General features: G+C 63.1%; 22 protein-coding genes and 1 tRNA gene. 11 read left to right on the forward strand and 12 right to left on the reverse strand.

Annotated features, from left to right (window positions below):
• Positions 1-85: 85 nt before the first annotated feature.
• From RAM60_RS06865 to trmD, 3 genes are all read right to left on the reverse strand, one after another.
• On the reverse strand, positions 86-2,329 hold the full coding sequence (locus RAM60_RS06865) for a S9 family peptidase (RefSeq protein WP_510640389.1): 2,244 nt from the start codon (positions 2,327-2,329) through the stop codon (positions 86-88).
• Positions 2,330-2,626: 297 nt separating this feature from the next.
• Complete coding sequence (rplS, locus tag RAM60_RS06870; protein WP_281388132.1) at positions 2,627-2,995, reverse strand: 50S ribosomal protein L19; 369 nt, start codon at positions 2,993-2,995, stop codon at positions 2,627-2,629.
• 12 nt (positions 2,996-3,007) lie between these two features.
• Entirely contained in the window at positions 3,008-3,733 is a 726-nt protein-coding gene (gene trmD / locus RAM60_RS06875; RefSeq protein WP_369025016.1) for a tRNA (guanosine(37)-N1)-methyltransferase TrmD, read from the reverse strand.
• 56 nt (positions 3,734-3,789) lie between these two features.
• On the opposite strand from trmD, the gene RAM60_RS06880 reads away from it, so the two are divergent.
• Positions 3,790-4,710: an NAD(P)/FAD-dependent oxidoreductase gene (locus tag RAM60_RS06880; protein WP_369025015.1), complete on the forward strand. Its 921-nt coding sequence runs from the start codon at positions 3,790-3,792 to the stop codon at positions 4,708-4,710.
• On the opposite strand, the gene RAM60_RS06885 is transcribed toward RAM60_RS06880, so the two are convergent.
• The 7 genes from RAM60_RS06885 to RAM60_RS06915 form a co-directional block, all read right to left on the reverse strand.
• Entirely contained in the window at positions 4,707-5,546 is an 840-nt protein-coding gene (locus tag RAM60_RS06885) for a TIGR04222 domain-containing membrane protein (RefSeq protein WP_369025014.1), read from the reverse strand. The two genes, RAM60_RS06880 and RAM60_RS06885, sit on opposite strands and share 4 nt — an antisense overlap.
• Positions 5,547-5,548: 2 nt before the next feature.
• On the reverse strand, positions 5,549-6,100 hold the full coding sequence (locus tag RAM60_RS06890; RefSeq protein ID WP_369025013.1) for a glycine-rich domain-containing protein: 552 nt from the start codon (positions 6,098-6,100) through the stop codon (positions 5,549-5,551).
• Positions 6,101-6,106: 6 nt separating this feature from the next.
• Positions 6,107-6,607 carry a ribosome maturation factor RimM gene (gene rimM, locus RAM60_RS06895; RefSeq protein ID WP_369025012.1) on the reverse strand — a complete coding sequence of 167 codons (501 nt, stop codon included), beginning with the start codon at positions 6,605-6,607 and terminating at the stop codon, positions 6,107-6,109.
• A gap of 9 nt (positions 6,608-6,616) precedes the next feature.
• Positions 6,617-7,168, reverse strand: coding sequence for a 30S ribosomal protein S16 (gene rpsP / locus RAM60_RS06900; RefSeq protein ID WP_369025011.1), 552 nt, complete (start codon positions 7,166-7,168; stop codon positions 6,617-6,619).
• A gap of 34 nt (positions 7,169-7,202) precedes the next feature.
• Complete coding sequence (ffh, locus tag RAM60_RS06905; protein WP_369025010.1) at positions 7,203-8,675, reverse strand: signal recognition particle protein; 1,473 nt, start codon at positions 8,673-8,675, stop codon at positions 7,203-7,205.
• 178 nt (positions 8,676-8,853) lie between these two features.
• Positions 8,854-8,929: transfer RNA gene (locus RAM60_RS06910), tRNA-Ala, on the reverse strand.
• Positions 8,930-9,019: 90 nt separating this feature from the next.
• Complete coding sequence (locus RAM60_RS06915) at positions 9,020-9,358, reverse strand: FYDLN acid domain-containing protein (RefSeq protein WP_200984050.1); 339 nt, start codon at positions 9,356-9,358, stop codon at positions 9,020-9,022.
• A 169-nt stretch (positions 9,359-9,527) separates the two neighbouring features.
• On the opposite strand from RAM60_RS06915, the gene aroA reads away from it, so the two are divergent.
• The 10 genes from aroA to RAM60_RS06965 all read left to right on the forward strand — a co-directional run bounded on the left by aroA (position 9,528) and on the right by RAM60_RS06965 (position 18,122).
• Entirely contained in the window at positions 9,528-10,841 is a 1,314-nt protein-coding gene (aroA, locus tag RAM60_RS06920; RefSeq protein ID WP_369025009.1) for a 3-phosphoshikimate 1-carboxyvinyltransferase, read from the forward strand.
• A 5-nt stretch (positions 10,842-10,846) separates the two neighbouring features.
• Positions 10,847-11,095 (forward strand): CBU_0592 family membrane protein, encoded by a 249-nt coding sequence (locus RAM60_RS06925; RefSeq protein WP_369026124.1) that lies wholly within the window; start codon positions 10,847-10,849, stop codon positions 11,093-11,095.
• Positions 11,092-11,712 (forward strand): (d)CMP kinase, encoded by a 621-nt coding sequence (locus RAM60_RS06930; RefSeq protein ID WP_369025008.1) that lies wholly within the window; start codon positions 11,092-11,094, stop codon positions 11,710-11,712. The genes RAM60_RS06925 and RAM60_RS06930 overlap by 4 nt, the downstream gene beginning before the upstream one ends.
• Positions 11,713-11,783: 71 nt before the next feature.
• On the forward strand, positions 11,784-12,734 hold the full coding sequence (locus RAM60_RS06935) for a bifunctional helix-turn-helix transcriptional regulator/GNAT family N-acetyltransferase (protein ID WP_369025007.1): 951 nt from the start codon (positions 11,784-11,786) through the stop codon (positions 12,732-12,734).
• A gap of 74 nt (positions 12,735-12,808) precedes the next feature.
• Entirely contained in the window at positions 12,809-13,432 is a 624-nt protein-coding gene (locus tag RAM60_RS06940; protein WP_369025006.1) for a DUF2238 domain-containing protein, read from the forward strand.
• Positions 13,433-13,587: 155 nt separating this feature from the next.
• The gene (locus RAM60_RS06945; protein WP_369025005.1) at positions 13,588-13,959 is read left to right on the forward strand and encodes a hypothetical protein; all 372 of its coding nucleotides are present in this window, start codon (positions 13,588-13,590) and stop codon (positions 13,957-13,959) included.
• Between the two features lie 273 nt (positions 13,960-14,232).
• Positions 14,233-15,936, forward strand: coding sequence for a 30S ribosomal protein S1 (gene rpsA / locus RAM60_RS06950; protein WP_200984056.1), 1,704 nt, complete (start codon positions 14,233-14,235; stop codon positions 15,934-15,936).
• A gap of 125 nt (positions 15,937-16,061) precedes the next feature.
• Positions 16,062-16,817: a hydroxyacylglutathione hydrolase gene (gene gloB, locus RAM60_RS06955; protein ID WP_369025004.1), complete on the forward strand. Its 756-nt coding sequence runs from the start codon at positions 16,062-16,064 to the stop codon at positions 16,815-16,817.
• Positions 16,818-16,819: 2 nt separating this feature from the next.
• On the forward strand, positions 16,820-17,146 hold the full coding sequence (locus RAM60_RS06960; protein ID WP_369025003.1) for a DOPA 4,5-dioxygenase family protein: 327 nt from the start codon (positions 16,820-16,822) through the stop codon (positions 17,144-17,146).
• A 1-nt stretch (position 17,147) separates the two neighbouring features.
• Positions 17,148-18,122, forward strand: coding sequence for an NADPH:quinone oxidoreductase family protein (locus RAM60_RS06965; RefSeq protein ID WP_369025002.1), 975 nt, complete (start codon positions 17,148-17,150; stop codon positions 18,120-18,122).
• Positions 18,123-18,179: 57 nt separating this feature from the next.
• Here the strand turns inward: RAM60_RS06965 and RAM60_RS06970 are convergent, their stop codons facing one another.
• Together RAM60_RS06970 and RAM60_RS06975 are read right to left on the reverse strand one after the other, a co-directional pair.
• Complete coding sequence (locus RAM60_RS06970) at positions 18,180-18,758, reverse strand: F0F1 ATP synthase subunit B family protein (RefSeq protein ID WP_200984060.1); 579 nt, start codon at positions 18,756-18,758, stop codon at positions 18,180-18,182.
• On the reverse strand, positions 18,751-19,245 hold the full coding sequence (locus RAM60_RS06975) for a F0F1 ATP synthase subunit B family protein (RefSeq protein ID WP_369025001.1): 495 nt from the start codon (positions 19,243-19,245) through the stop codon (positions 18,751-18,753). The genes RAM60_RS06970 and RAM60_RS06975 overlap by 8 nt, the downstream gene beginning before the upstream one ends.
• Positions 19,246-19,262: the final 17 nt, after the last annotated feature.

The raw sequence follows: 19,262 nt of genomic DNA on the forward strand, positions 1-19,262 counted from the left end.
TTCAACACTCCATCGGTAAGGAGACGCGGAAATAGCGTCTCCCGGCGCTTTCGCAATGGCAGAGGCGCTATCGCATACGAAAGCGCTACTCGGGCGGGGTAACCCCATGCGCCTCGAGGAAACGGAAAACAGTGTTGTAGCGGTGCGGCGAAATTTTCTCGCCCGACACGCGGTGAGTGTAGCCGGGATAGAGCATCATTTCGAACGGCACGTTGGCGGCCTGCATTTCGGCAATGACCGCCGTAGCGTTTTCGAACACGACATTGTCGTCGGCCATGCCATGAATGACGAGCAGTGGGTCGGTGATCTTGACCGCATCCGCCAGCGCCGAGGACTTGGCATAAGCCGCTGCATGCTTCTGCGGCATGCCCATGTAACGCTCGGTGTAATGGGTGTCATAGAGCTCCCACTTGGTCACCGGGGCACCGCTGATGCCTGCGGCGTAGAGGCCTGGATCGGCCTCCAGCATCTTGAGCGTCATGTAGCCGCCGTATGACCAGCCATCGATCGCGATCTTGCCCGGATCGACGAAGGGCAGCGTCTTCAAGTACTCGGCCCCCGCCTTCTGGTCGGCGACCTCGACCCCGCCCATGGCGCGATAGATCGGCTGTTCGAACCTGACGCCGCGATTGGCGCTGCCGCGGTTGTCGAGCGCAAACCAGATGTAACCCTTGTCGACTATCGCCTGCCGCAGCGCACCGTCCCATGCCTTGCTGACGATCTGCGGCCCCGGTCCGCCATAGTGGTAGAAATAGACCGGGTAGCGCTTGCCGGGCACCATCTCGGGCGTGACCATCTCCCAATGGAGCGGGGTGCCGTCAGCGGCGGGAACAGTGCCATATTGCACCGGCCTGTGGCTCGCGAGGAAAGGGATATAGGGGTGCGAGGTGTCGAGCGCATTCTCCTCGATCCAGGCAATGTGCTGCCCATTCTGATCGGCCAGGAAGCTCTGCGGCGGAGTGTCGTCGTTCGACCGCGTGACCAGCAGCGTCTGCCCGTTCTTGTCCATGCTCGCTGCATTCGAGAACGCCGGGTCGGTCAGCCGAGCCGGTTTCCCGCCAGTCAGGGGAATCGAGTAGATCTGCGGCGCCAACACCGAGTCCTTGGTTCCGCGAAAGAACGCCAGACCCTTCTTCTGGTCGACCCCGACAAGGTCGGTCACGACCCACTCGCCCTTGGTCAACTGCGTCCACTTGCCTTTACGGAACAAGTACAGGTGCCCGTAGCCGTCGCGTTCCGACCACCACAGCAATGATCCGTCCTCGAGCCATTTGTAGTTGTCGCTGAGGTTGATCCAGTAGTCCTTCATCGCCGCGTATTCGGCGAACAGGACGCTGCTTTTGCCCGTCGTCGGATCGACCTTGAGCATTTCTAGAACGGTCTGCTCGCGGTTCTGGCGCTGGACATAGATTGCACTGCCATCGGGCGCCCAATCGACCCGCGCGAGGTAGATGTCAGTATTGTCGCCAAGGTCGACCTTCACGCGGTTCTGACCGTCTGGATTCATCACATAGAGTTCGACCACCGCGTTGGCGCTGCCTGCGACAGGATAGCGCTGCTCGTAAACCTTGGTCCCCGTCGCACCGATTGCTGCGCGCGTTACGACACCGACCATGCTCTCGTCGAAGCGTTCGACAGCGATGCGCTTGTCATCGGGTGACCACCAGTAACCTGACAGGCGTGCCATTTCCTCTTGCGCGACGAATTCCGCTTCGCCCCAGCGAATGTCCTCACCTTCCTTCGGGGTAATTGGAACCGCATCCTTGCCGATTTCGCCGACCCACAGCTGGCGGTCGCGCACGAATGACACATAGCGCCCGGTGTCGCTGACCCCGGGATTGAGTTCGCTCTCCTCGGTGTCGGTCAGACGGACGATCTCGCCGTCGAGCCGCGCGAGGATCAGGTCGCCGTCGAGTGGCACCAGTATGCCCTTGCCGTCGGACGTCCACTGGTAGTCGATGATGCCCTTGAGGTTGCCGACGCGCGCGCGCTCGCGCTGCATCTTTTCGTCTTCGCTGAGTTCGCGGCCCGATCCCAGTTTTTCGCTGTCGACCAGCATCGACCACGCCATGGTCTCGCGGTCATAAGCCCACAGGTCATAGCGCTCCTTGTCCTCGGCCCGGTTGCGCAGGAGGGTCAGATAGCGTCCGTCGGGCGACAGCTTAGCCTTGCGCGGCGCTGGCCCGTCGAGCGAGGGCGAGGCAAAAACGCGTTCGAAGGTCAGCTCCATGGGGGCGGTTTCCTGCTTGTTGGTGACGGATTGCGCAGCCAGCGGCGCGGCAAGGCAAGTGCCCAGCGCCAGAACGGTGGCAAGGATCGGTTTTCGCAAAGCTTCTCTCCTGGCGACAGGCAAAGCCTGATGCCGAGGAGAGACCCCAGTGGCAAGTCGAAGCGCCGGGCGGAGGGAATTCATGCCTAATTTCGCCTTAAGCGCGCTTCCTTAAATCCCCTTAACATCCGGCTGCGACAAAGGCCTTGTCGTCACGGGGCGTTTCCGGCTCACTAGTTCCGCGGCGGCACCATCGAAGGGGAGCCAATACCGGCTCCTTCACGATCCCCACGCAAAAGGGCGGCCCCCGCAAGGGAGCCGCCCTTTATACTTTCCCGTCCTTGCGGAAGGGAGGAATTACGCCTTGGGCGCGTTGACCTTGCGCTCGGCGATACGAGCGCGCTTGCCGGTACGGCCACGCAGGTAATAGAGCTTGGCGCGACGCACGACGCCGCGACGGACCACGGTGATGCTGTCGACGATCGGCGAGTAGAGCGGGAACACGCGCTCCACGCCTTCACCGAAGCTCATCTTGCGGACAGTGAAGTTGCTGCCCATGCCGCGGTTCGAGCGGGCAATGACAACGCCTTCGAAATTCTGGACGCGCTCACGGGTGCCTTCGACAACCTTCACGCCGACGCGCACGGTGTCACCGGCGCGGAATTCGGGAATGTCCTTCCCGAGGTTCTCGATGGCTTCCGCCTCGAGCTGCTGAATGAGGTTCATTGAACCATATCCTTAGTCTTTTCGCCGCGCGCCAGAGGCAGGTCGGTCCCGAGCGTCACTGTAACGCTCCCAAAGGTCCGGCCTGCGTAACCGAGTGTCTTCCTCGCTCCTTGCCTTGCGCCAAGCAGCGATTTTCGCATGATCCCCCGATCGCAGCACTTCAGGGATCGTGCGCCCTTCCCATTCCTGAGGTCGGGTATATTGCGGGTATTCCAGGAGGCCGTCCTCGAACGACTCCTCGTGCCCGCTTGTGGGCGCGCCCATTACCCCCGGAAGCAGGCGAATGCAAGCGTCGAGAATCGCCAGCGCGGCGGGCTCTCCGCCCGAGAGGACGATGTCCGCCAGCGACACCTGTTCCAACTGCGGAAAAGCCTCGAAAATGCGCTCGTCGAAGCCTTCGAAACGACCGCACAGGATGGTCACGCCCGGACCGGCAGCGATCTCGCGAATGCGTGCCTGAGTGATCGGTTTCCCGCGCGGAGTCATTGCGAGTATCGGTCGGTCATCTGCAACGCTCGCAAGCGCCGCACCGATGACGTCGGGCTTGAGAACCATCCCTGCCCCGCCTCCGGCCGGCGTGTCGTCCACGGTGCGATGCTTGTCCTTGGCGAAATCTCGGATCTGGACCGCCTCGCACGACCAGTCGCCGCGCTCCAACGCCCTCCCGGCCAGCGAAATGCCGAGCGGCCCCGGGAACATCTCAGGGTAAAGGGTCAGGATGGTAGCGGCGAAACTCATGCGCCGCCGCCTAGCGCCTCGCGCAACGCTTTGCCATCCCGCGCGTTCAAGCGCGCATGAGCGACCAAATCGACGACTGCATCATCATTGGCGCAGGGCCGGCCGGCCTGACCGCAGCGATATACCTTGCCCGCTACCACCTCTCGATCCGCCTGTTCGACTGCGGGACGAGCCGCGCAAGCTGGATTCCGACGAGCCACAACCACGCCGGGTTTCCCGATGGCATCCATGGTGAGGACTTGCTCGAGAGGATGCGTGAGCAGGCAGCACGTTACGGCGCCTTGCGCGAACCCAAACGGGTGACCGACCTCAAAAAGGACGGGAAGGTCTTCATCGTCACCTGCGACGACCTGGAATTTCGCGCACGCAGCGTCCTGCTCGCCACGGGTGTCGTCAACAATCGCCCCGATGGCATCGACGCACAATTGCATGACGAGGCGATGAGCCGCGGCCTCATCCGTTATTGCCCTGTCTGCGACGGGTACGAGGTGACCGACAAGAAGGTCGCGGTGATCGGTACGGGCGACCATGGCACCGCCGAGGCGCAGTTCATCCGCACCTATACGGCCGACCTGACGCTGGTCTCGCCGGGGGGCGACCATGATCTTTCCGAGCAGTGCTCGAAGGCGCTCGAAACCGCCGGGATAGGAACGGTCGCCGGCCCTTGTGGCGGCTTCGCTATCGAGAACGGCCGGATCGCATTCGACACCGCCGAAGGCCGAATGCATTTCGATTCGATGTACCCCGCCCTCGGTTCGGTCGTCCGCTCGGGCCTTGCCGTGTCATGCGGGGCGAAGGTGAGCGAGGATGACTGCATCATCGTCGACGATCACATGGAAACGAGCGTGGCGGGACTCTTCGCGGCAGGCGATGTCGTCATCGGCCTCGATCAGATCAGCCATGCGATGGGTCAGGCAGGCGTGGCAGCCACGACAATCCGCAACCATTTGGCTGAAGAGCGACCTCTCAGGCGCTAACCGCCACAGCCGCCGCAGCCGCCCCCGCACCCTCCATCGCCTCCACCGTCGCTGCTGCTTCCGCTGTCGGAGGAATAGCCACCGTCCGGACCGGAGCTGGCCGCCTGGCGCATCGAATGGAGTTGGGCGAAGGGCGTGCCGGCAAGGATCGCGGTCCCGAACAGCGCGACCCCGAGGCCGAGTTCCCCATCCGTGGGCGCGGTCTTCAATCGGATCGACTGGTCCTGCACTTCCTTTACTGCCCGCTGTCCTGCGCGCGTACGGGGATCGAGGACGGCAAACCGCCACACGGCGAGGGCCAGGGTGACGAAGAGCAGTGTCGAAAGAAAGCCGGTCGGCTCGCCCAGTGCCTGACCCGCCTCCTTGCGGTACCAGCCGATTGCGAGGACCACGAGATAGGGCACAGTGCCGATGAAACGCATCGTCCAGCGGCTGCCGCTATACATCAGAAGCTCGCGGCTTGCGAGGCTCTGCTTGATGTCCTGCAGGTATGGCTTGAGCGTCGTGTAAGCCTCGGTGATCCCGAACTCGCCCACCTTCGCCGTCAGCGCCCGCTCGCCGGGAGTGGTCCCGCCCTGACGCACCACCCGCAGCTTGTTTTCGCTTCCGTCCTCGAGTTCGCCCCTGCCCAGCAACCAGGCGAGAGTGGCCTCGGTATAGCGCTTGGGGCCACCGGCGACGAATGCGAGTTCGCCGGGATCGCTGACCCTTTGGTCTCGTCCCTCGGCACGGAGGAAATTGGGCAACCACCATCCGGCGATGATCGCCATCGCCATCAGCGTCGCGAAGAACGCCAGGAACTCGGTGCCCGAATATGCGGAAAAGCCGGAGATCATGTCTAACTCCCTGCAAGCAGCAGGGCGCCGACAAAGAGCAAGGTCCCTGCCATGGGGATGATTATCAGCCAGTTTCGTGACAGGATCATGACATCCTGCGGGTTTACCCTGAAGGCCTTGGGGTCGATGGAGAAGCGCCTTTTGGCATCGCGCCAGATATCGGGTGGCGGAGGCTCGCCGAAAGCCTCCTCGTAGCTCTTCAGCGTCGCGGCGTACTGGTCGTAGTAGCGCTTGCGCTCGACCATGCCGCCCGCTGTAGGGCCATGGTGCAGCGGCGCGCCAAGCACGTCGGGGCAGAAGCGTTCCCAATAGTCGCGACTGTACGTGAGGTGCAGGTGCCAGGCCTGATCGACCGCGTCGGACGGGGTAACCTCGTGACCGGCGGTGACGGCGAGATAGCAGAAGCGCTTGTATTCGCGGATCACGCGTTCGGCGAAGGCGGAAGACCAGCGGTTCTCGCGCGCGAGACGCTGGGCAAAGGTCAGCGATGCGGTGGGAGGGCCGATCTCGTAGGCGGCGAGGCGCTGCCAGAGGTCTGAGGCGACGGCGGACATCGCCGACTACCTATCCCAGAATGCCTCCGAAATCACTAACCGGCTCGCATCCCACTCGGGCACGGCCTGCTCGGTCAGCGGAACCATGAACTTCTTGCCGTCGGGCTTTTCGATTTCGACAATGTCGGTGGCACCGAAATTCTCGACCGCGCAGACCCGTCCTACATCCTCACCCGTATCTGTGACGACAGGCAGATCGAGGAGGTCGGAGAAGTAGAACTCCCCCTCCTCCAGCCCCGGAAGCTCTTGGCGGGAAACGGAAAGGGCGGTGCCGCGCAGCAGCTCCGCCGCGGTGCGATCCGGCACCTCGGCAAAGCGCGCGATGGCACCGCCCTTGTTGTCGCTGCGGATCTTTACGAGGGTCAGCGTGGCCCCCGAACCGACAGCGTTGAAGCTCTTGTGCGATTTCAGGGCATCGAACCCCTCGCCCAAGAGCTTCAGGCGGACTTCGCCCGCCACGCCATGCGCACCGGTGACGGCGGCCAGCGTGAGGGGCTTGTCCGACATCGGAAAGGCTTACTCGGCCTTTTCCTCGGCTGCGTCTTCGGCCGGAGCCTCTTCAGCAGCAGCTTCCTCGGCGGGAGCTTCCTCAGCGGGAGCTTCTTCAGCGGCAGCTTCTTCAGCGGCAGCTTCTTCGACCGGAGCTTCTTCAGCAACGGCTTCTTCAGCGGCAGCTTCTTCAGCCGGTGCGTTGGCTTCTTCCTCGGCAGCCTTGGCGGCTTCCTCGGCTTCGGCAGCCTTGGCAGCCTTCTCTTCAGCGCGTTCCTTGGCGGCTTCGCCCGGTTCACCCTTCTTCGGGTTGTTGCGCGGCGCACGCTCGAGGACGCCGGCGGCGTCGAGGAAGCGGTGGACGCGGTCGGTCGGCTTGGCGCCAACCGAGAGCCAGTGACGGGCGCGGTCTTCGTCGAGCTTCACGCGCTCGCCCGAATCCTTCGGCAGCATCGGGTTGTAGGTGCCGATCTGCTCGAGGTACTTGCCGTCACGCGGGCTGCGCGTGTCGGAGACGACGATACGGTAGTAAGGACGCTTCTTGGCGCCACCGCGCGAAAGACGGATTGCAACTGCCATTTGATATTACCTTTCGAATGTAAACATCTGAAACTTATTTCTTCTTGAGCAAGTCCTGGAGGTCGGGGGGAAGCGTGTCCATGTCCACGCCCGGTCCACCCGTAGGACCGCCGAGACCGGGCATGCCGCCCGGCCCGCCCAGGCCCGGCATGGCGGCGCCGAGGCCGCCCCTGCCGAACAGGGCGCCGAGGCCCTTCAAACCGCCCATCTTCTTGATCTGCTTCATGGCACGCGCCATTTCCTGGTGCATCTTCAGCACCTTGTTGACCGACTGCACATCGGTGCCCGAACCGGCCGCCACGCGCTTCTTGCGCTTGGCGTTGAGCAGTTCGGGGCGCTTGCGCTCCTTGGGAGTCATCGAACCGATGATGGCATCCATGTGCACGAGGACCTTGTCGTCCATCCCGCTCGCCGCCATCGCCGCCTTGGCCTTCTTCATGCCGGGCATCATGCCTGCGAGCATGCCGAGGCCGCCCATTTGCTGCATCTGGCGAAGCTGCATGCGCAGGTCGTCAAGGTCGAACTTGCCCTGCGCCATCTTCTTGGCGAGCGCTTCGGCCTCGTCCTGCTTGATCGTCGCGGCGGCCTTTTCGACCAGCGAAACCACATCGCCCATGCCGAGGATGCGACCGGCAACGCGCTTGGCATCGAATGCCTCGATCGCATCGAGCTTTTCGCCCGTACCGGCAAACTTGATCGGCTTGCCGGTGACATAACGCATCGAAAGCGCCGCACCGCCGCGGGCATCGCCGTCCATACGGGTCAGCACGACGCCGGTCAGCGGCACCTCGCCGGTGAAGCTCTGCGCGACGTTGACCGCGTCCTGGCCGGTCAGGCTGTCGACCACCAGCAGCACTTCGGTCGGAGCGGAGACGCTGGCGATCGCCTTCATCTCGGCCATTAGCGCTTCGTCGACGTGGAGGCGGCCCGCAGTGTCGAGCAGCAGCACGTCGGCAGCCTGCAGCTTGGCGCTCTCCATCGCACGGCGGGCGATATCGACCGGCTGCTGGCCCGGAATGATCGGCAGGGTGGCGACGTTGACCTGCTCGCCGAGAACCTTGAGCTGTTCCTGCGCAGCCGGGCGATTGACGTCGAGTGACGCCATGATCGCCTTCTTGCCGTGCTTTTCCTTGATCAGCTTGCCGAGCTTGGCAGTCGTGGTCGTCTTACCCGAACCCTGCAGACCGACCATCATGATGACGACCGGCGGGCGCGCGGCGAAATTCAGTTCGGCAGGCTCGTCGCCGCCGAGCATCTCGGTCAGTTCGTCGCTGACGATCTTGACGACCTGCTGGCCGGGCGTGACCGACTTGAGGACTTCCGAACCGATCGCCTTTTCGGTCACCGCATCGACGAAGCGGCGCACGACCGGCAGCGCGACGTCGGCTTCGAGCAGTGCCACGCGGACCTCGCGCATGGCATCGCGCACGTCCTGCTCGCTGAGCGCACCGCGCCCGCGCAGCTTGTCGAACACATTGCCGAGACGATCGGACAGGTTGTCGAACACGTGCCTACTCCAAACCCCGGCGCCGCAATGGATGCCGGAAAACGCGAAAAACGCCGGCGGACGAGAACTCGTCGGCCAGCGTGGGGAAAAGCCCCTGTAATCCCAAACTAATGCCCGGGTGTGATGGAAGCAGGTCGCAGCCGTCGCCACGGCCTGCTACCATCAAATCCGGGTGAAATGGTGGAGCCTAGCGGGATCGAACCGCTGACCTCTACAATGCCATTGTAGCGCTCTCCCAGCTGAGCTAAGGCCCCGAGCCATTTCCTGCGACACGTCCTGGGAGGCGTGTCACCCTTGCGGGAGGCGCCCAATATAAGGGCCCTCACCGCAATGCAACAGCAAAATTAGCTATCGTCGGAATCGTCGTCGTCGCCCTTCGACTTGGTCTCGACGCCGAGGTCGTCGTCGCCACCGAGGTCGACTTCGTTGTCGGGCGAATCGTCGTCTTCGTCGATGTCGATGTCCAGATCGTCATCGTCGTCGCCACCGAGATCGCTATCCGCCTCGATGTCCTTCTTCTTCTCTTCTTCGAAGGGAATCGGCTGCTTCGACTTGAGTACGGGCTCCGGATCCCATTCCTCACCGCATTCGATGCAGGTGACGGGATCGTCCTTCGTCAGATCGTAGAAGCGAGTGCCGCACTTCGGGCAGGTACGCTTCGTGCCCCATTCCGGTTTGACCATGTGTAATCCTTGGTTTTCTGCTCCGTGACATACCGCTTCGGAGCGCTTGAATTCGTATTGTTGATGATGGGATCCCGGAGGCCGGGAATCAACTGCGCGCGCGCCTTGCCAGACTGTTTTCGCGCTGTCAAAGCGCTCGCGCGCAAAGCCACGCCAACCAAGAGATTATGTGACCTCACACCGCTTTCAACCCTCTGGCCCTCTTACCGGCCGCATTCGCGTGCCGGGCGACAAGTCGATCAGCCACCGCTCGCTCATGTTCGGCGCGCTCGCTGTCGGACGTAGCCGTATTTCCGGCCTGCTCGAAGGCGAGGATGTCCTTGCCACCGCCGCGGCCCTGCGCGCCATGGGTGCGACGATCGGACGCGATGGGGATGACTGGATCGTCGACGGTGTCGGCGTCGGCGGATTGCTCCAGCCGGAGCAGGCGCTCGACATGGGCAATTCCGGCACCTCTACGCGCCTTCTTATGGGCCTTGTCGCCAGCCACGGCATCACTGTGGCCTTCACCGGTGATGCCAGTCTGTCGAAACGGCCGATGGGGCGGGTGATCGATCCGCTTTCCACCATGGGAGCGAGCTTTACGCCCTCCCCCGGCGGTCGCCTGCCGCTGATGGTGGAGGGAATGGAGCCGGCGGTGCCTATCGAATACCGCCTCCCCGTGGCGAGTGCACAGGTGAAGAGCGCAGTGCTGCTGGCGGGGTTGAACACGCCAGGCATCACTACGGTCATCGAGCCCGTGCCGACCCGGGATCACACCGAGCGCATGCTGCGCGGCTTCGGGGCGGAACTCACGGTCGAGGAAGCCGGTGGCGAGCGGATCATCCGCATCCATGGTCCCGCAGACCTTCACCCTTGCGACATCACCGTACCGGGCGACCCATCCTCTGCCGCTTTCTTTGCAGTGGCGGCCAGCATAGTGCCCGGCAGCAATCTCGTCATCGAGAACGTCGGCCTCAATCCGACACGCGATGGAATCTTCCGCGTCCTGGCACAGATGGGCGCGGAGATCGAAAAGCTCGACGAGCGCGAAGTCGGGGGTGAACCCGTAGCAGACCTTCGTGTGTGCCATTCCCAGCTTAAGGGCATCGAAGTCGATCCCGATGTCGTGCCGAGCATGGTCGACGAATTTCCCGTGCTGTTCGTTGCCGCTGCGGTGGCAGAAGGCACGACGGTGACCAGCGGGCTCGAGGAGCTGCGGGTGAAGGAAAGCGATCGCCTGTCGGCGATGGCCGCCGCCCTTACCGGAGCAGGCGTCCCGCTGGAGGAGCTTGAAGACGGCCTGGTCATCCAGGGCAGCGGCGGCGCACCCTTGCGCGGCACTGCCAACAAGGCGACCGAAACCCATCTCGACCACCGCATCGCAATGAGCATGGCGGTGGCGGGCCTAGCCAGCCGCGACGGGGTCGAGGTCGATAGCACCGAGCCAATCGCCACGAGTTTCCCGAACTTCATGACCTTGCTGGACGAGGCGGCAGCGTGAACGAAATGGATATCTACACGCTCGTCGGCTTCGTCGGCATGGCCTGCATCATCGGCGCTTATGCGTATATGACGGCCAAGACGAACCCGAACCCGTTCGTACTTCACGGGACCAACCTTGCAGGCGCGGCCTTGCTGACGGTTTCGCTGCTGGTCCACACCAACCTGCCGAGCCTGGTACTCGAGGGTTTTTGGGCAGCGATTGCGATCTACGGATTGGTGAAGGCGATGCGCGCCCGGAGAAACCCCGCATGATCATTGCGGTCGATGGCCCCACGGCCTCGGGCAAGGGCACCATTGCCAAGGCGCTTGCCGCGCACTTCGACCTGCCGCACCTCGATACGGGCCTGCTCTATCGCGCGGTCGGGCGGCAGGTGTTCCTCGACGGCGGCGACCCCGACAACGGAGGCGATGCACTGGCGGCGACCAGTTTCCCCGACAGCCTGCTCGACGATCCCCACTTGCGAACCGAAGAAACCGGAGGTCTGGCAAGCCGGGTTTCGGTTCATCCATCTGTGCGACAGGCGCTCTACGAACGCCAGCGCCAGTTCGCCCTGCAGGAACGTGGCGCCGTTCTCGACGGACGCGATATCGGGACGGTCATCGCTCCGGAGGCCGAGGTAAAGCTGTTCGTCACCGCCAGCGTGGCAGCGCGGGCGAAACGGCGTTTCCTCGAGATGCAGCAGCGCGGCGTCAAAGTGACGCTCGCAGAAATCGAAGACGACCTGCGCCGTCGGGACGAACGCGATACCAACCGAGCAGTCGCCCCACTCGTTCCTGCAGCAGACGCTCATGTACTCGACACCAGCAAACTGGATCGCGACGCGGCGGTCGCTGCGGCGATTGGTGTGGTAGAAAAAGCACTCAACTAAGTCCTGAGCCGCCTCTTGCCATGCGGCCCCTAATTCCATAACCTGTTATATAACACGTTATGGAGATTCGCATGGTCGACGTCGTTGCGCAGATGGGCCCAGCCTTCCTCGGCAGCAGGCTGAAGCGGCTTGGCGAGCGGATGCAGGCCAGCGCGGCGCAGGTTATCGCCGATGCCGGCATCCCTCTCCAGCCGGGTCACATGGCAGCCATGGCTGCACTGCGCACGGGGCCGAAGACCATCGGCCAGCTCGCAGACGCCAGCGGCACCAGCCAGCCGGGCATGACCCGCACCATCGGACAGCTGGCGAAGCTCAGGATGGTGGCCGATGTCGAATGCGACGACCAGCGCAGCCGCATGATCGGCCTCACCGCTGAAGGCACACGGACCGTCAACCTGATCGCGTCCGACGTCTGGCCGCGTGTCGGCATGGCCGCCGAACAAATCCTGGACCGTCTCGAAGGCGATTTCCTTCGCCAGCTCGCCGTTATCGAGGAGTCGCTGTCCGAAGCCTCGATCGCCGAACGCGCCATGCAATCGGAACCGGGCCGACTGACCCTACTGGGCTGGGACCCCACCCTCGCCTACGAATTCCACGATATCAACGCCGAGTGGATCGAGGCGATGTTCGTTCTCGAACAAACAGACCGCGACGTGTTGGAAAACCCGCAGGAACGGATCATCGACCCTGGCGGCGACATCATGTTCGTCCACGCAGCCGGTCTCGGCATCGTCGGCGCCTGCGCCTTGCAGAAAACCGGCCCGACATCTTTCGAACTGACCAAGATGGGCGTCCGGGAAAGCGCCCGTGGCCTCAAGGCAGGCGAGTTCCTGCTGGAAGGCATGATTGAACGCGCCCGCCAGTTGGGCGCGGAAAAGCTCTACCTCCTGACCAATCGCAAGTGTGCCGCGGCCGTCCACCTCTATGAGAAGCTGGGCTTCGAGCACGACGCCGGGATCATGGCAGATTACGGTTCACGCTACGAGCGGTGCAATGTGGCCATGCTCTACACCGGTGACTGAGACCGTCCGCCACTTGCCGCATGTTGGGCGCGGCAATTAGTATCCGGTCCGGCGGCCACGGAGGGGAGCGTGCGTTGAACAAGGATTATCAGACCAAACTGATCGGGCTCAGCGCCGTCTGGGCTCTCGCCCTCCTCGCCTCCGGGTGGTCGCCCTATGACCGCGCCACCTGGTTGATGGAAGTTGCCCCGGCACTGATAGCCATGCCCATCCTATGGCTGACCGGAAAGCGCTTTAAGCTGACCACGTTAGCCCTGGTCCTGATCGGTTTCCACGGCCTCGTCCTGATGCTCGGCGGAGCTTACACCTACGCCCGCGTGCCGATCGGCTTTACGGTGCAGGACTGGCTGGACCTGGCGCGCAATCCCTATGACCGCTTCGGACATTTCATCCAGGGTTTTGTCCCGGCAATCGTTCTGCGCGAGCTGCTCATCAGGCTGGGAGGCCTGCGACCGGGCTGGTTGCTGACGGCCCTCGTAATGGCCTGCTGCCTGGCCGTGAGTGCTTCCTACGAACTGATCGAGTTCGGTGCAGCAATGGCGCTAGGCCACGGGGCGGACGAGTTTCTCGGCACCCAGGGAGACCCTTGGGACACCCAGTGGGATATGCTCATGTGCCTTGTTGGAGCGTTCGCTGCTCTCATGTTGTTGACGAAGCTCCACAATCGCCAATTGTCGCGGGTGAGCGCGAGCAGCTGACAACCAAATAGCCTTCAGGGGCATTGCACAAACCTCCCGACAGGCGCAGAAGACCGCCACCGAATGAGGTCGCGATAGGGTCGCCCATGGGCGCCGACGCGCATTCGTGACAAGCACGACATGTGGTGTCCCGCCCCAAAGCAGGGAGAGCACCTATGAAGAAGTTGCTTATTGCAGCGGTACTGCTGAGCTTTGCGCCAACTCCGGCGCATGCAGAACACTGGGACGTCATTGGCCAGAAGTTGAAGAATGGGTGCACGATGGGCCAGTACATGGCCATCGTGAAGGACTTCAACGCGTGGGGTAAGAGCTACGGCTATTCGACCACGATCATCACCCCGATCCAGGACGCCGACCAGGCGACCTTCTGGTGGATAGGAAAGACGCCAAACGCCGCCAAGTTCGGTGCAGCCTGGGACGCCTGGCGCGATGCGCAAGCAGACGCCAGTTCAGCTCCGGCCAAGCTCCAGGCGCGCTTTGATGCTTGCGCCGACAATACGAGCCGCAGCGGGTACGACGCCTGGTAGAAAACGACGGGCAATGGCGGGGACGCAGTGACAGGGCGCGTCCTCGCCATGCCTCGCCCTGCAAGTCCGATGCAATTTCCTTGCGTTTCGCGCTTTCATCGCCTAGGCGCGCGCCCGTTCTCCCAATCCCCGGATTGAAGGACCCGCGTGACGGCATCCGGCCCCGCGCGGCATCGGCCTCTTGCCCCGTACGGCCCGCAATGGTGCGGACAGACGGAGAAAGACCCCGGGAAAACCGGCGGCCGGTAGCAAAACGATCGAAGGACTATCCATATGGCAACTTCTGCCAATCCCACTCGCGATGATTTCGCGAAGATGCTCGACGAACAGCTCGGTGGCGCCGATGACGGCGGCTTCGAGGGTCGCGTCGTCAAGGGCACCGTCACTGCCGTCGAGAACGGCTATGCAATGATCGACGTCGGCCTCAAGAGCGAAGGCCGCATCGACATCAAGGAATTCATGCGCGGCGAAGGCGACACGGCACCGGCAGTCGGTGACGAAGTCGAAGTGTTCGTCGACCGCGTCGAGAATGCCGACGGCGAAGCGATGCTGTCGCGCGACCGCGCCCGCCGCGAAGCCGCCTGGGACAAGCTGGAAAGCGAGTTCGGCGAAGGCAAGCGCGTCGAAGGCCGCATCTTCGGCCGCGTCAAGGGCGGCTTCACCGTCGACCTCGATGGCGCCGTCGCCTTCCTGCCCGGTTCGCAGGTCGACATCCGTCCGGTGCGCGACGTCGCTCCGCTGATGGACATGGCCCAGCCCTTCCAGATCCTCAAGATGGACCGTCGCCGCGGCAATATCGTCGTTTCGCGTCGCGCCGTGCTTGAAGAAACCCGCGCCGAACAGCGCAGCGAGCTGATCAACGACCTGACCGAAGGCCAGGTGATCGACGGCGTCGTGAAGAACATCACCGACTACGGTGCGTTCGTCGACCTCGGCGGCATCGACGGCCTGCTGCATGTCACCGACATGAGCTACAAGCGCGTCAACCACCCGAGCGAAATGATCGAGATCGGCCAGACCGTGACCGTCCAGATCATCCGCATCAACGAAGACACGCAGCGCATCAGCCTCGGCATGAAGCAGCTCGAAAGCGATCCGTGGGACGGCGTCGCCGCGAAGTATCCGATCGGCATGAAGATGACGGGCACCGTCACCAACATCACCGAATACGGTGCCTTCGTCGAAATCGAGCCGGGCATCGAAGGCCTGGTCCACGTTTCGGAAATGAGCTGGACCAAGAAGAACGTCCACCCGGGCAAGATCGTCTCGACCTCGCAGGAAGTCGAAGTCATGGTCCTCGAGGTCGACAGCGACAAGCGCCGCATCAGCCTCGGCCTCAAGCAGGCCCAGCGCAATCCGTGGGAAGAGTTCGCGGAGAAGCACCCGGTCGGCACCAAGGTCACGGGCGAGGTCAAGAACGCGACCGAATTCGGCCTGTTCATCGGCCTCGATGGCGACGTCGACGGCATGGTTCACATGTCGGACATCGCATGGGGCATATCGGGTGAAGACGCCCTCGCCCTGCACCGCAAGGGCGAGCAGGTCGAAGCCGTCGTTCTCGACGTCGACACCGACAAGGAACGCATCAGCCTCGGCATGAAGCAGCTCGAAAAGGGTGCTCCGACCGAAGCCGGCGCCGGCAGCTCGCTGCGCAAGAACGAGGTGGTCACCGTGACCGTTCTCGAAGTGCGCGACGGCGGTCTTGAAGTGCAGGTCGGCGACGATGGCGCCACCGGCTTCATCAAGCGTTCGGACCTCGGCCGCGACCGTGACGAGCAGCGTCCCGACCGCTTCCAGCCCGGCCAGAAGGTCGACGCCATGGTCACCGGTTTCGACCGTTCGAAGAAGCCCAACTTCTCGATCAAGGCTCGCCAGATCCACGAGGAAAAGGAAGCCGTGGCACAGTTCGGTTCGTCGGACTCGGGTGCATCGCTCGGCGACATCCTCGGCGAAGCGCTGAAGAAGAAGGAAGACTAAGTTCTTCCCACCTTTTCGAAGGTAATCAGGAAGGCCCGCTTGCGAGACCCGCAGGCGGGCCTTTCCTCATTGGGTCGCCCGTCCTACATTCAGGCATCCATCGCCCTGAAGGACAGCAGACCGCCATGCTCGAAGTTCACCAGTTTCCCTGCCTGTCCGACAATTACGGCTACCTGCTCCACGATCCCGAGAGCGGTGAGACCGCGGCAATCGATACGCCCGACGGTGCCGAATATCTCAAGCAGGCGCGCGAGAAGGCGTGGCAGATCACCCAGATCTGGAATACCCACTGGCATCCCGACCATGCCGGCGGGAATGCCGCAATTGTCGAAGCGACGGGAGCAAAGGTCATCGCTCCCAAGGAAGTCGAACGTATCGCGCCGATCGACCGCGTGGTGAGCAATGGCGATGCAGTGATGCTCGGCGATTGGCAGGCGCGCGTGATCGACGTGTCGGGCCACACCAACGGCCACATCGCCTACCATGTCGGTGACGCCGACCTGGCGTTCGTTGGTGACAGCGTATTCGCGCTTGGCTGCGGGCGGATGTTCGAGGGTCAGCCGGATCAATTCTGGCACAGCCTCGAACGCATCAGGCAATTGCCGCCCAACACCCTGCTTTACTGCGCCCATGAATACACCGCATCGAATGCCCGCTTCGCCCTTCATGCTGACCCCGACAATGCGGAACTTCGTCTCTATGCCGCCCGTGTCGAGGAAAAGCGCGCCAAGGGCGAGCCGACCGTGCCCACGGTCCTCTCGCGCGAACTGCTGACCAATCCCTTCCTGCGTGCCGACAGTGCAGAACTGCGCGATCGCTGGGGCGGAACCAGTCCTGCAGAAACTTTCGCAGCCCTGCGCCACGCCAAGGACAATTTCTGACGATGGCGATCCGGGGCTATCACGCACACATCTATTTCGACCCGCCCGAGCTGGAGACTGCGCGCGCCTTCGCCAAGGCGGCTCACGAGACATTCAATGTACCTGTCGGACATTTCCACACCGCACCGGTCGGACCGCATCCGCGCGGATCCTGCCAGCTTTCGATGCGTCCCGAACAGTTCGCGCAATTTGCTGCCTGGGCCTCCGAGGCGCGTGGGGATCTGACCATCTTCGCGCATGGCCTCAGTGGCAACGATCTCGATGACCACACGAAATACGTCATCTGGTTCGGCCAGTCGGAAGCACTCGACATGACGATTTTCGACTGAGATGAAGGCCGTTCTCGTCAGCAGACTGTCGGACGACCTTTCAGGCGTCGCGCTCGCCGATTTGCCCGTACCGGAATGCGGCGAAGGCGAGGTCCTGGTAAGGGTGCGAGCGGCATCGCTCAACTTTCCCGACCTGCTGATGACGCAGGGCGGATACCAGTTCAAACCCGAGGTGCCCTTCGTTTCCGGCCTGGAAATGGCAGGCGAGGTCGTCGAGGCACCGGAAGGATCCCCGTTCGCAGTTGGCGATCGCGTCATGGGTGGCGCCAAGACCGGCGCCTTTGCCGAATTCGTGGCCCTCCCCGCATCCTCGCTCCGCCCCATACCCGAACGCCTCTCATTTGCCGCAGCCGCCTCGATGGGAGCGGCCTACCACACAGCGTACGTGGCTCTGGTCGAGCTTGGGCAGTTGCAGCCTGGCCAAACGGTCCTGGTTCACGGTGCCAGCGGTGGTGTCGGTCTCGCAGCGTGCGACCTCGCCAAGGCATTGGGCGCCAAGGTCATTGCCGCCACCCACCGCCAGGATAAGCTCGGGCCAATAGAGAGCATTGTGAAACCGGACGCGACCATCCTCAACACCGGGCGGTTTCGCGAACAGGTAGCGGAACTTACCGATAGTCGCTTGTGTGACCTCGTCTACGACCCTGTCGGCGGCGACGTGTTCGACGAGAGCACCCGGTGCGTAACCTTCGGCGGCAAGTTGCTGATCATCGGTTTCGTCGCGGGTCGCATACCCGAGATTGCGGTCAATATCCCGCTCATAAAGGGTTTCTCGGTGGTCGGAGTGCGGGCCGGGGAATACGCCCGCCGCTTCCCCGAACGGGGCAAGCGTATCGCAGCGGAGCTTGCTCGACTTGCGAGCGAAAGGCGCATTACGCCGCACGTCGACCGGACCCTCCCGCTCGACCGCTGGCGCGAGGCCTTCGAAGCCATGCAGCGCGGCGAGATCATCGGGAAGATCGTATTGGAACCTTGAATCGAAAAGGGCGGCCCCGCAGGACCGCCCTCTCGATTTCTCGGCTATCAACGCGGATCAGATTCCAGCGATGACCTTGTCCGCCAGCGAGCGATCGGCATCGGCGTCATGCTTTTCGGCGATCAGCTTGCGGCTGGCTGCGGTTGCAGCATTGACGGCACGATTGCGAACGTCCTCGACCGCCTCACGCTCTGCAGCAGCGATCTTGTCTTCCGCCATGCGCTTGCGGCGTTCGACCATCGCCTTGCTGTCGGCTTCGGCCTTCTCAAGGATGGCGTCGGCCTCATGCTGTGCGTTGGCGAGCATGGCTTCGGCGTCCTTCTCGGCACCGGCGATCTTGGCGGCATACTCGTTGCGAAGCGCCTCGGCTTCCGCACGGAGCTGCTTGGCTTCGTCCAGCTGGTCCTTGATCGCGGCGATCTTGCTGTCGAGCCCGCCGGCGATGGTCTTGTGAACCTTGGCGCCGAAGAAGGCGATCAGGAGCAGGACGAACATCGCGATCGAAACCACCTGGAATGGTGCAAGGCCAAACAGTTCGGGTTCGGCATGGGTCGGCGCACCGCCATGACCTTCTTCGACGAAGGCTTCGGCTGCTTCCGTGGCGAAGACCTCGGGTGCGGCGGTTGCTTCAGCCATGGGTCATTGCCTCCTTGACGGCCTTACTCGCGGCAGGCTTGGTCACCTTCACCCCTGCGAGGCGCGAGACGATGTCCTGTGCGGCTTCGACAGCCACATCCTGCACTTCGGCGAGCGCCGCTGTGCGGGCTTCAGAGATACGCGCTTCCGCTTCCTCAAGCTTCTTGTCGAGACGCGCCTGCGCAGCCTTGAGCTTCTTGTCGGACGAGGCAGCCGCGTCGCTCTTGGCCTTGGCGACAATCGCCTGGGCCGCTGCGCGGTTCTCGTTCTCGCGCACCCGCCATGCCTCTTCCTGCTCGTCGGCGGCATCGCGAGCGGCCTTGGCAGCGGCGAGGTCGGCGGCGATCTGGGAATCACGCTGGGCAACCGTCTCCATCACCTTGGGGACCATGCCCCGACCGATGACGAAAAAGGTGATGCCGAAGAAGACCAGCAACCAGAAGACCTGGCTGGACCATGTTTCGGCAAGCTGTGCTATCTGTGGCATGTCAGCTCTCGAAAGGC

This window comes from Qipengyuania sp. RANM35 (assembly GCF_041021145.2).
Classification (GTDB): Bacteria; Pseudomonadota; Alphaproteobacteria; order Sphingomonadales; family Sphingomonadaceae; genus Qipengyuania; species Qipengyuania soli.

Coding starts and splice junctions, on each gene's coding strand:
- rplS (WP_281388132.1), bottom strand. CDS start 2,995: ATGAACCTCATTCAGCAGCTCGAGGCGGAAGCCATCGAGAACCTCGGG.
- trmD (WP_369025016.1), bottom strand. CDS start 3,733: ATGAGTTTCGCCGCTACCATCCTGACCCTTTACCCTGAGATGTTCCCG.
- RAM60_RS06880 (WP_369025015.1), top strand. CDS start 3,790: ATGAGCGACCAAATCGACGACTGCATCATCATTGGCGCAGGGCCGGCC.
- RAM60_RS06885 (WP_369025014.1), bottom strand. CDS start 5,546: ATGATCTCCGGCTTTTCCGCATATTCGGGCACCGAGTTCCTGGCGTTC.
- RAM60_RS06890 (WP_369025013.1), bottom strand. CDS start 6,100: ATGTCCGCCGTCGCCTCAGACCTCTGGCAGCGCCTCGCCGCCTACGAG.
- rimM (WP_369025012.1), bottom strand. CDS start 6,607: ATGTCGGACAAGCCCCTCACGCTGGCCGCCGTCACCGGTGCGCATGGC.
- rpsP (WP_369025011.1), bottom strand. CDS start 7,168: ATGGCAGTTGCAATCCGTCTTTCGCGCGGTGGCGCCAAGAAGCGTCCT.
- RAM60_RS06915 (WP_200984050.1), bottom strand. CDS start 9,358: ATGGTCAAACCGGAATGGGGCACGAAGCGTACCTGCCCGAAGTGCGGC.
- RAM60_RS06925 (WP_369026124.1), top strand. CDS start 10,847: ATGGATATCTACACGCTCGTCGGCTTCGTCGGCATGGCCTGCATCATC.
- RAM60_RS06930 (WP_369025008.1), top strand. CDS start 11,092: ATGATCATTGCGGTCGATGGCCCCACGGCCTCGGGCAAGGGCACCATT.
- RAM60_RS06935 (WP_369025007.1), top strand. CDS start 11,784: ATGGTCGACGTCGTTGCGCAGATGGGCCCAGCCTTCCTCGGCAGCAGG.
- RAM60_RS06945 (WP_369025005.1), top strand. CDS start 13,588: ATGAAGAAGTTGCTTATTGCAGCGGTACTGCTGAGCTTTGCGCCAACT.
- rpsA (WP_200984056.1), top strand. CDS start 14,233: ATGGCAACTTCTGCCAATCCCACTCGCGATGATTTCGCGAAGATGCTC.
- gloB (WP_369025004.1), top strand. CDS start 16,062: ATGCTCGAAGTTCACCAGTTTCCCTGCCTGTCCGACAATTACGGCTAC.
- RAM60_RS06960 (WP_369025003.1), top strand. CDS start 16,820: ATGGCGATCCGGGGCTATCACGCACACATCTATTTCGACCCGCCCGAG.
- RAM60_RS06965 (WP_369025002.1), top strand. CDS start 17,148: ATGAAGGCCGTTCTCGTCAGCAGACTGTCGGACGACCTTTCAGGCGTC.
- RAM60_RS06970 (WP_200984060.1), bottom strand. CDS start 18,758: ATGGCTGAAGCAACCGCCGCACCCGAGGTCTTCGCCACGGAAGCAGCC.
- RAM60_RS06975 (WP_369025001.1), bottom strand. CDS start 19,245: ATGCCACAGATAGCACAGCTTGCCGAAACATGGTCCAGCCAGGTCTTC.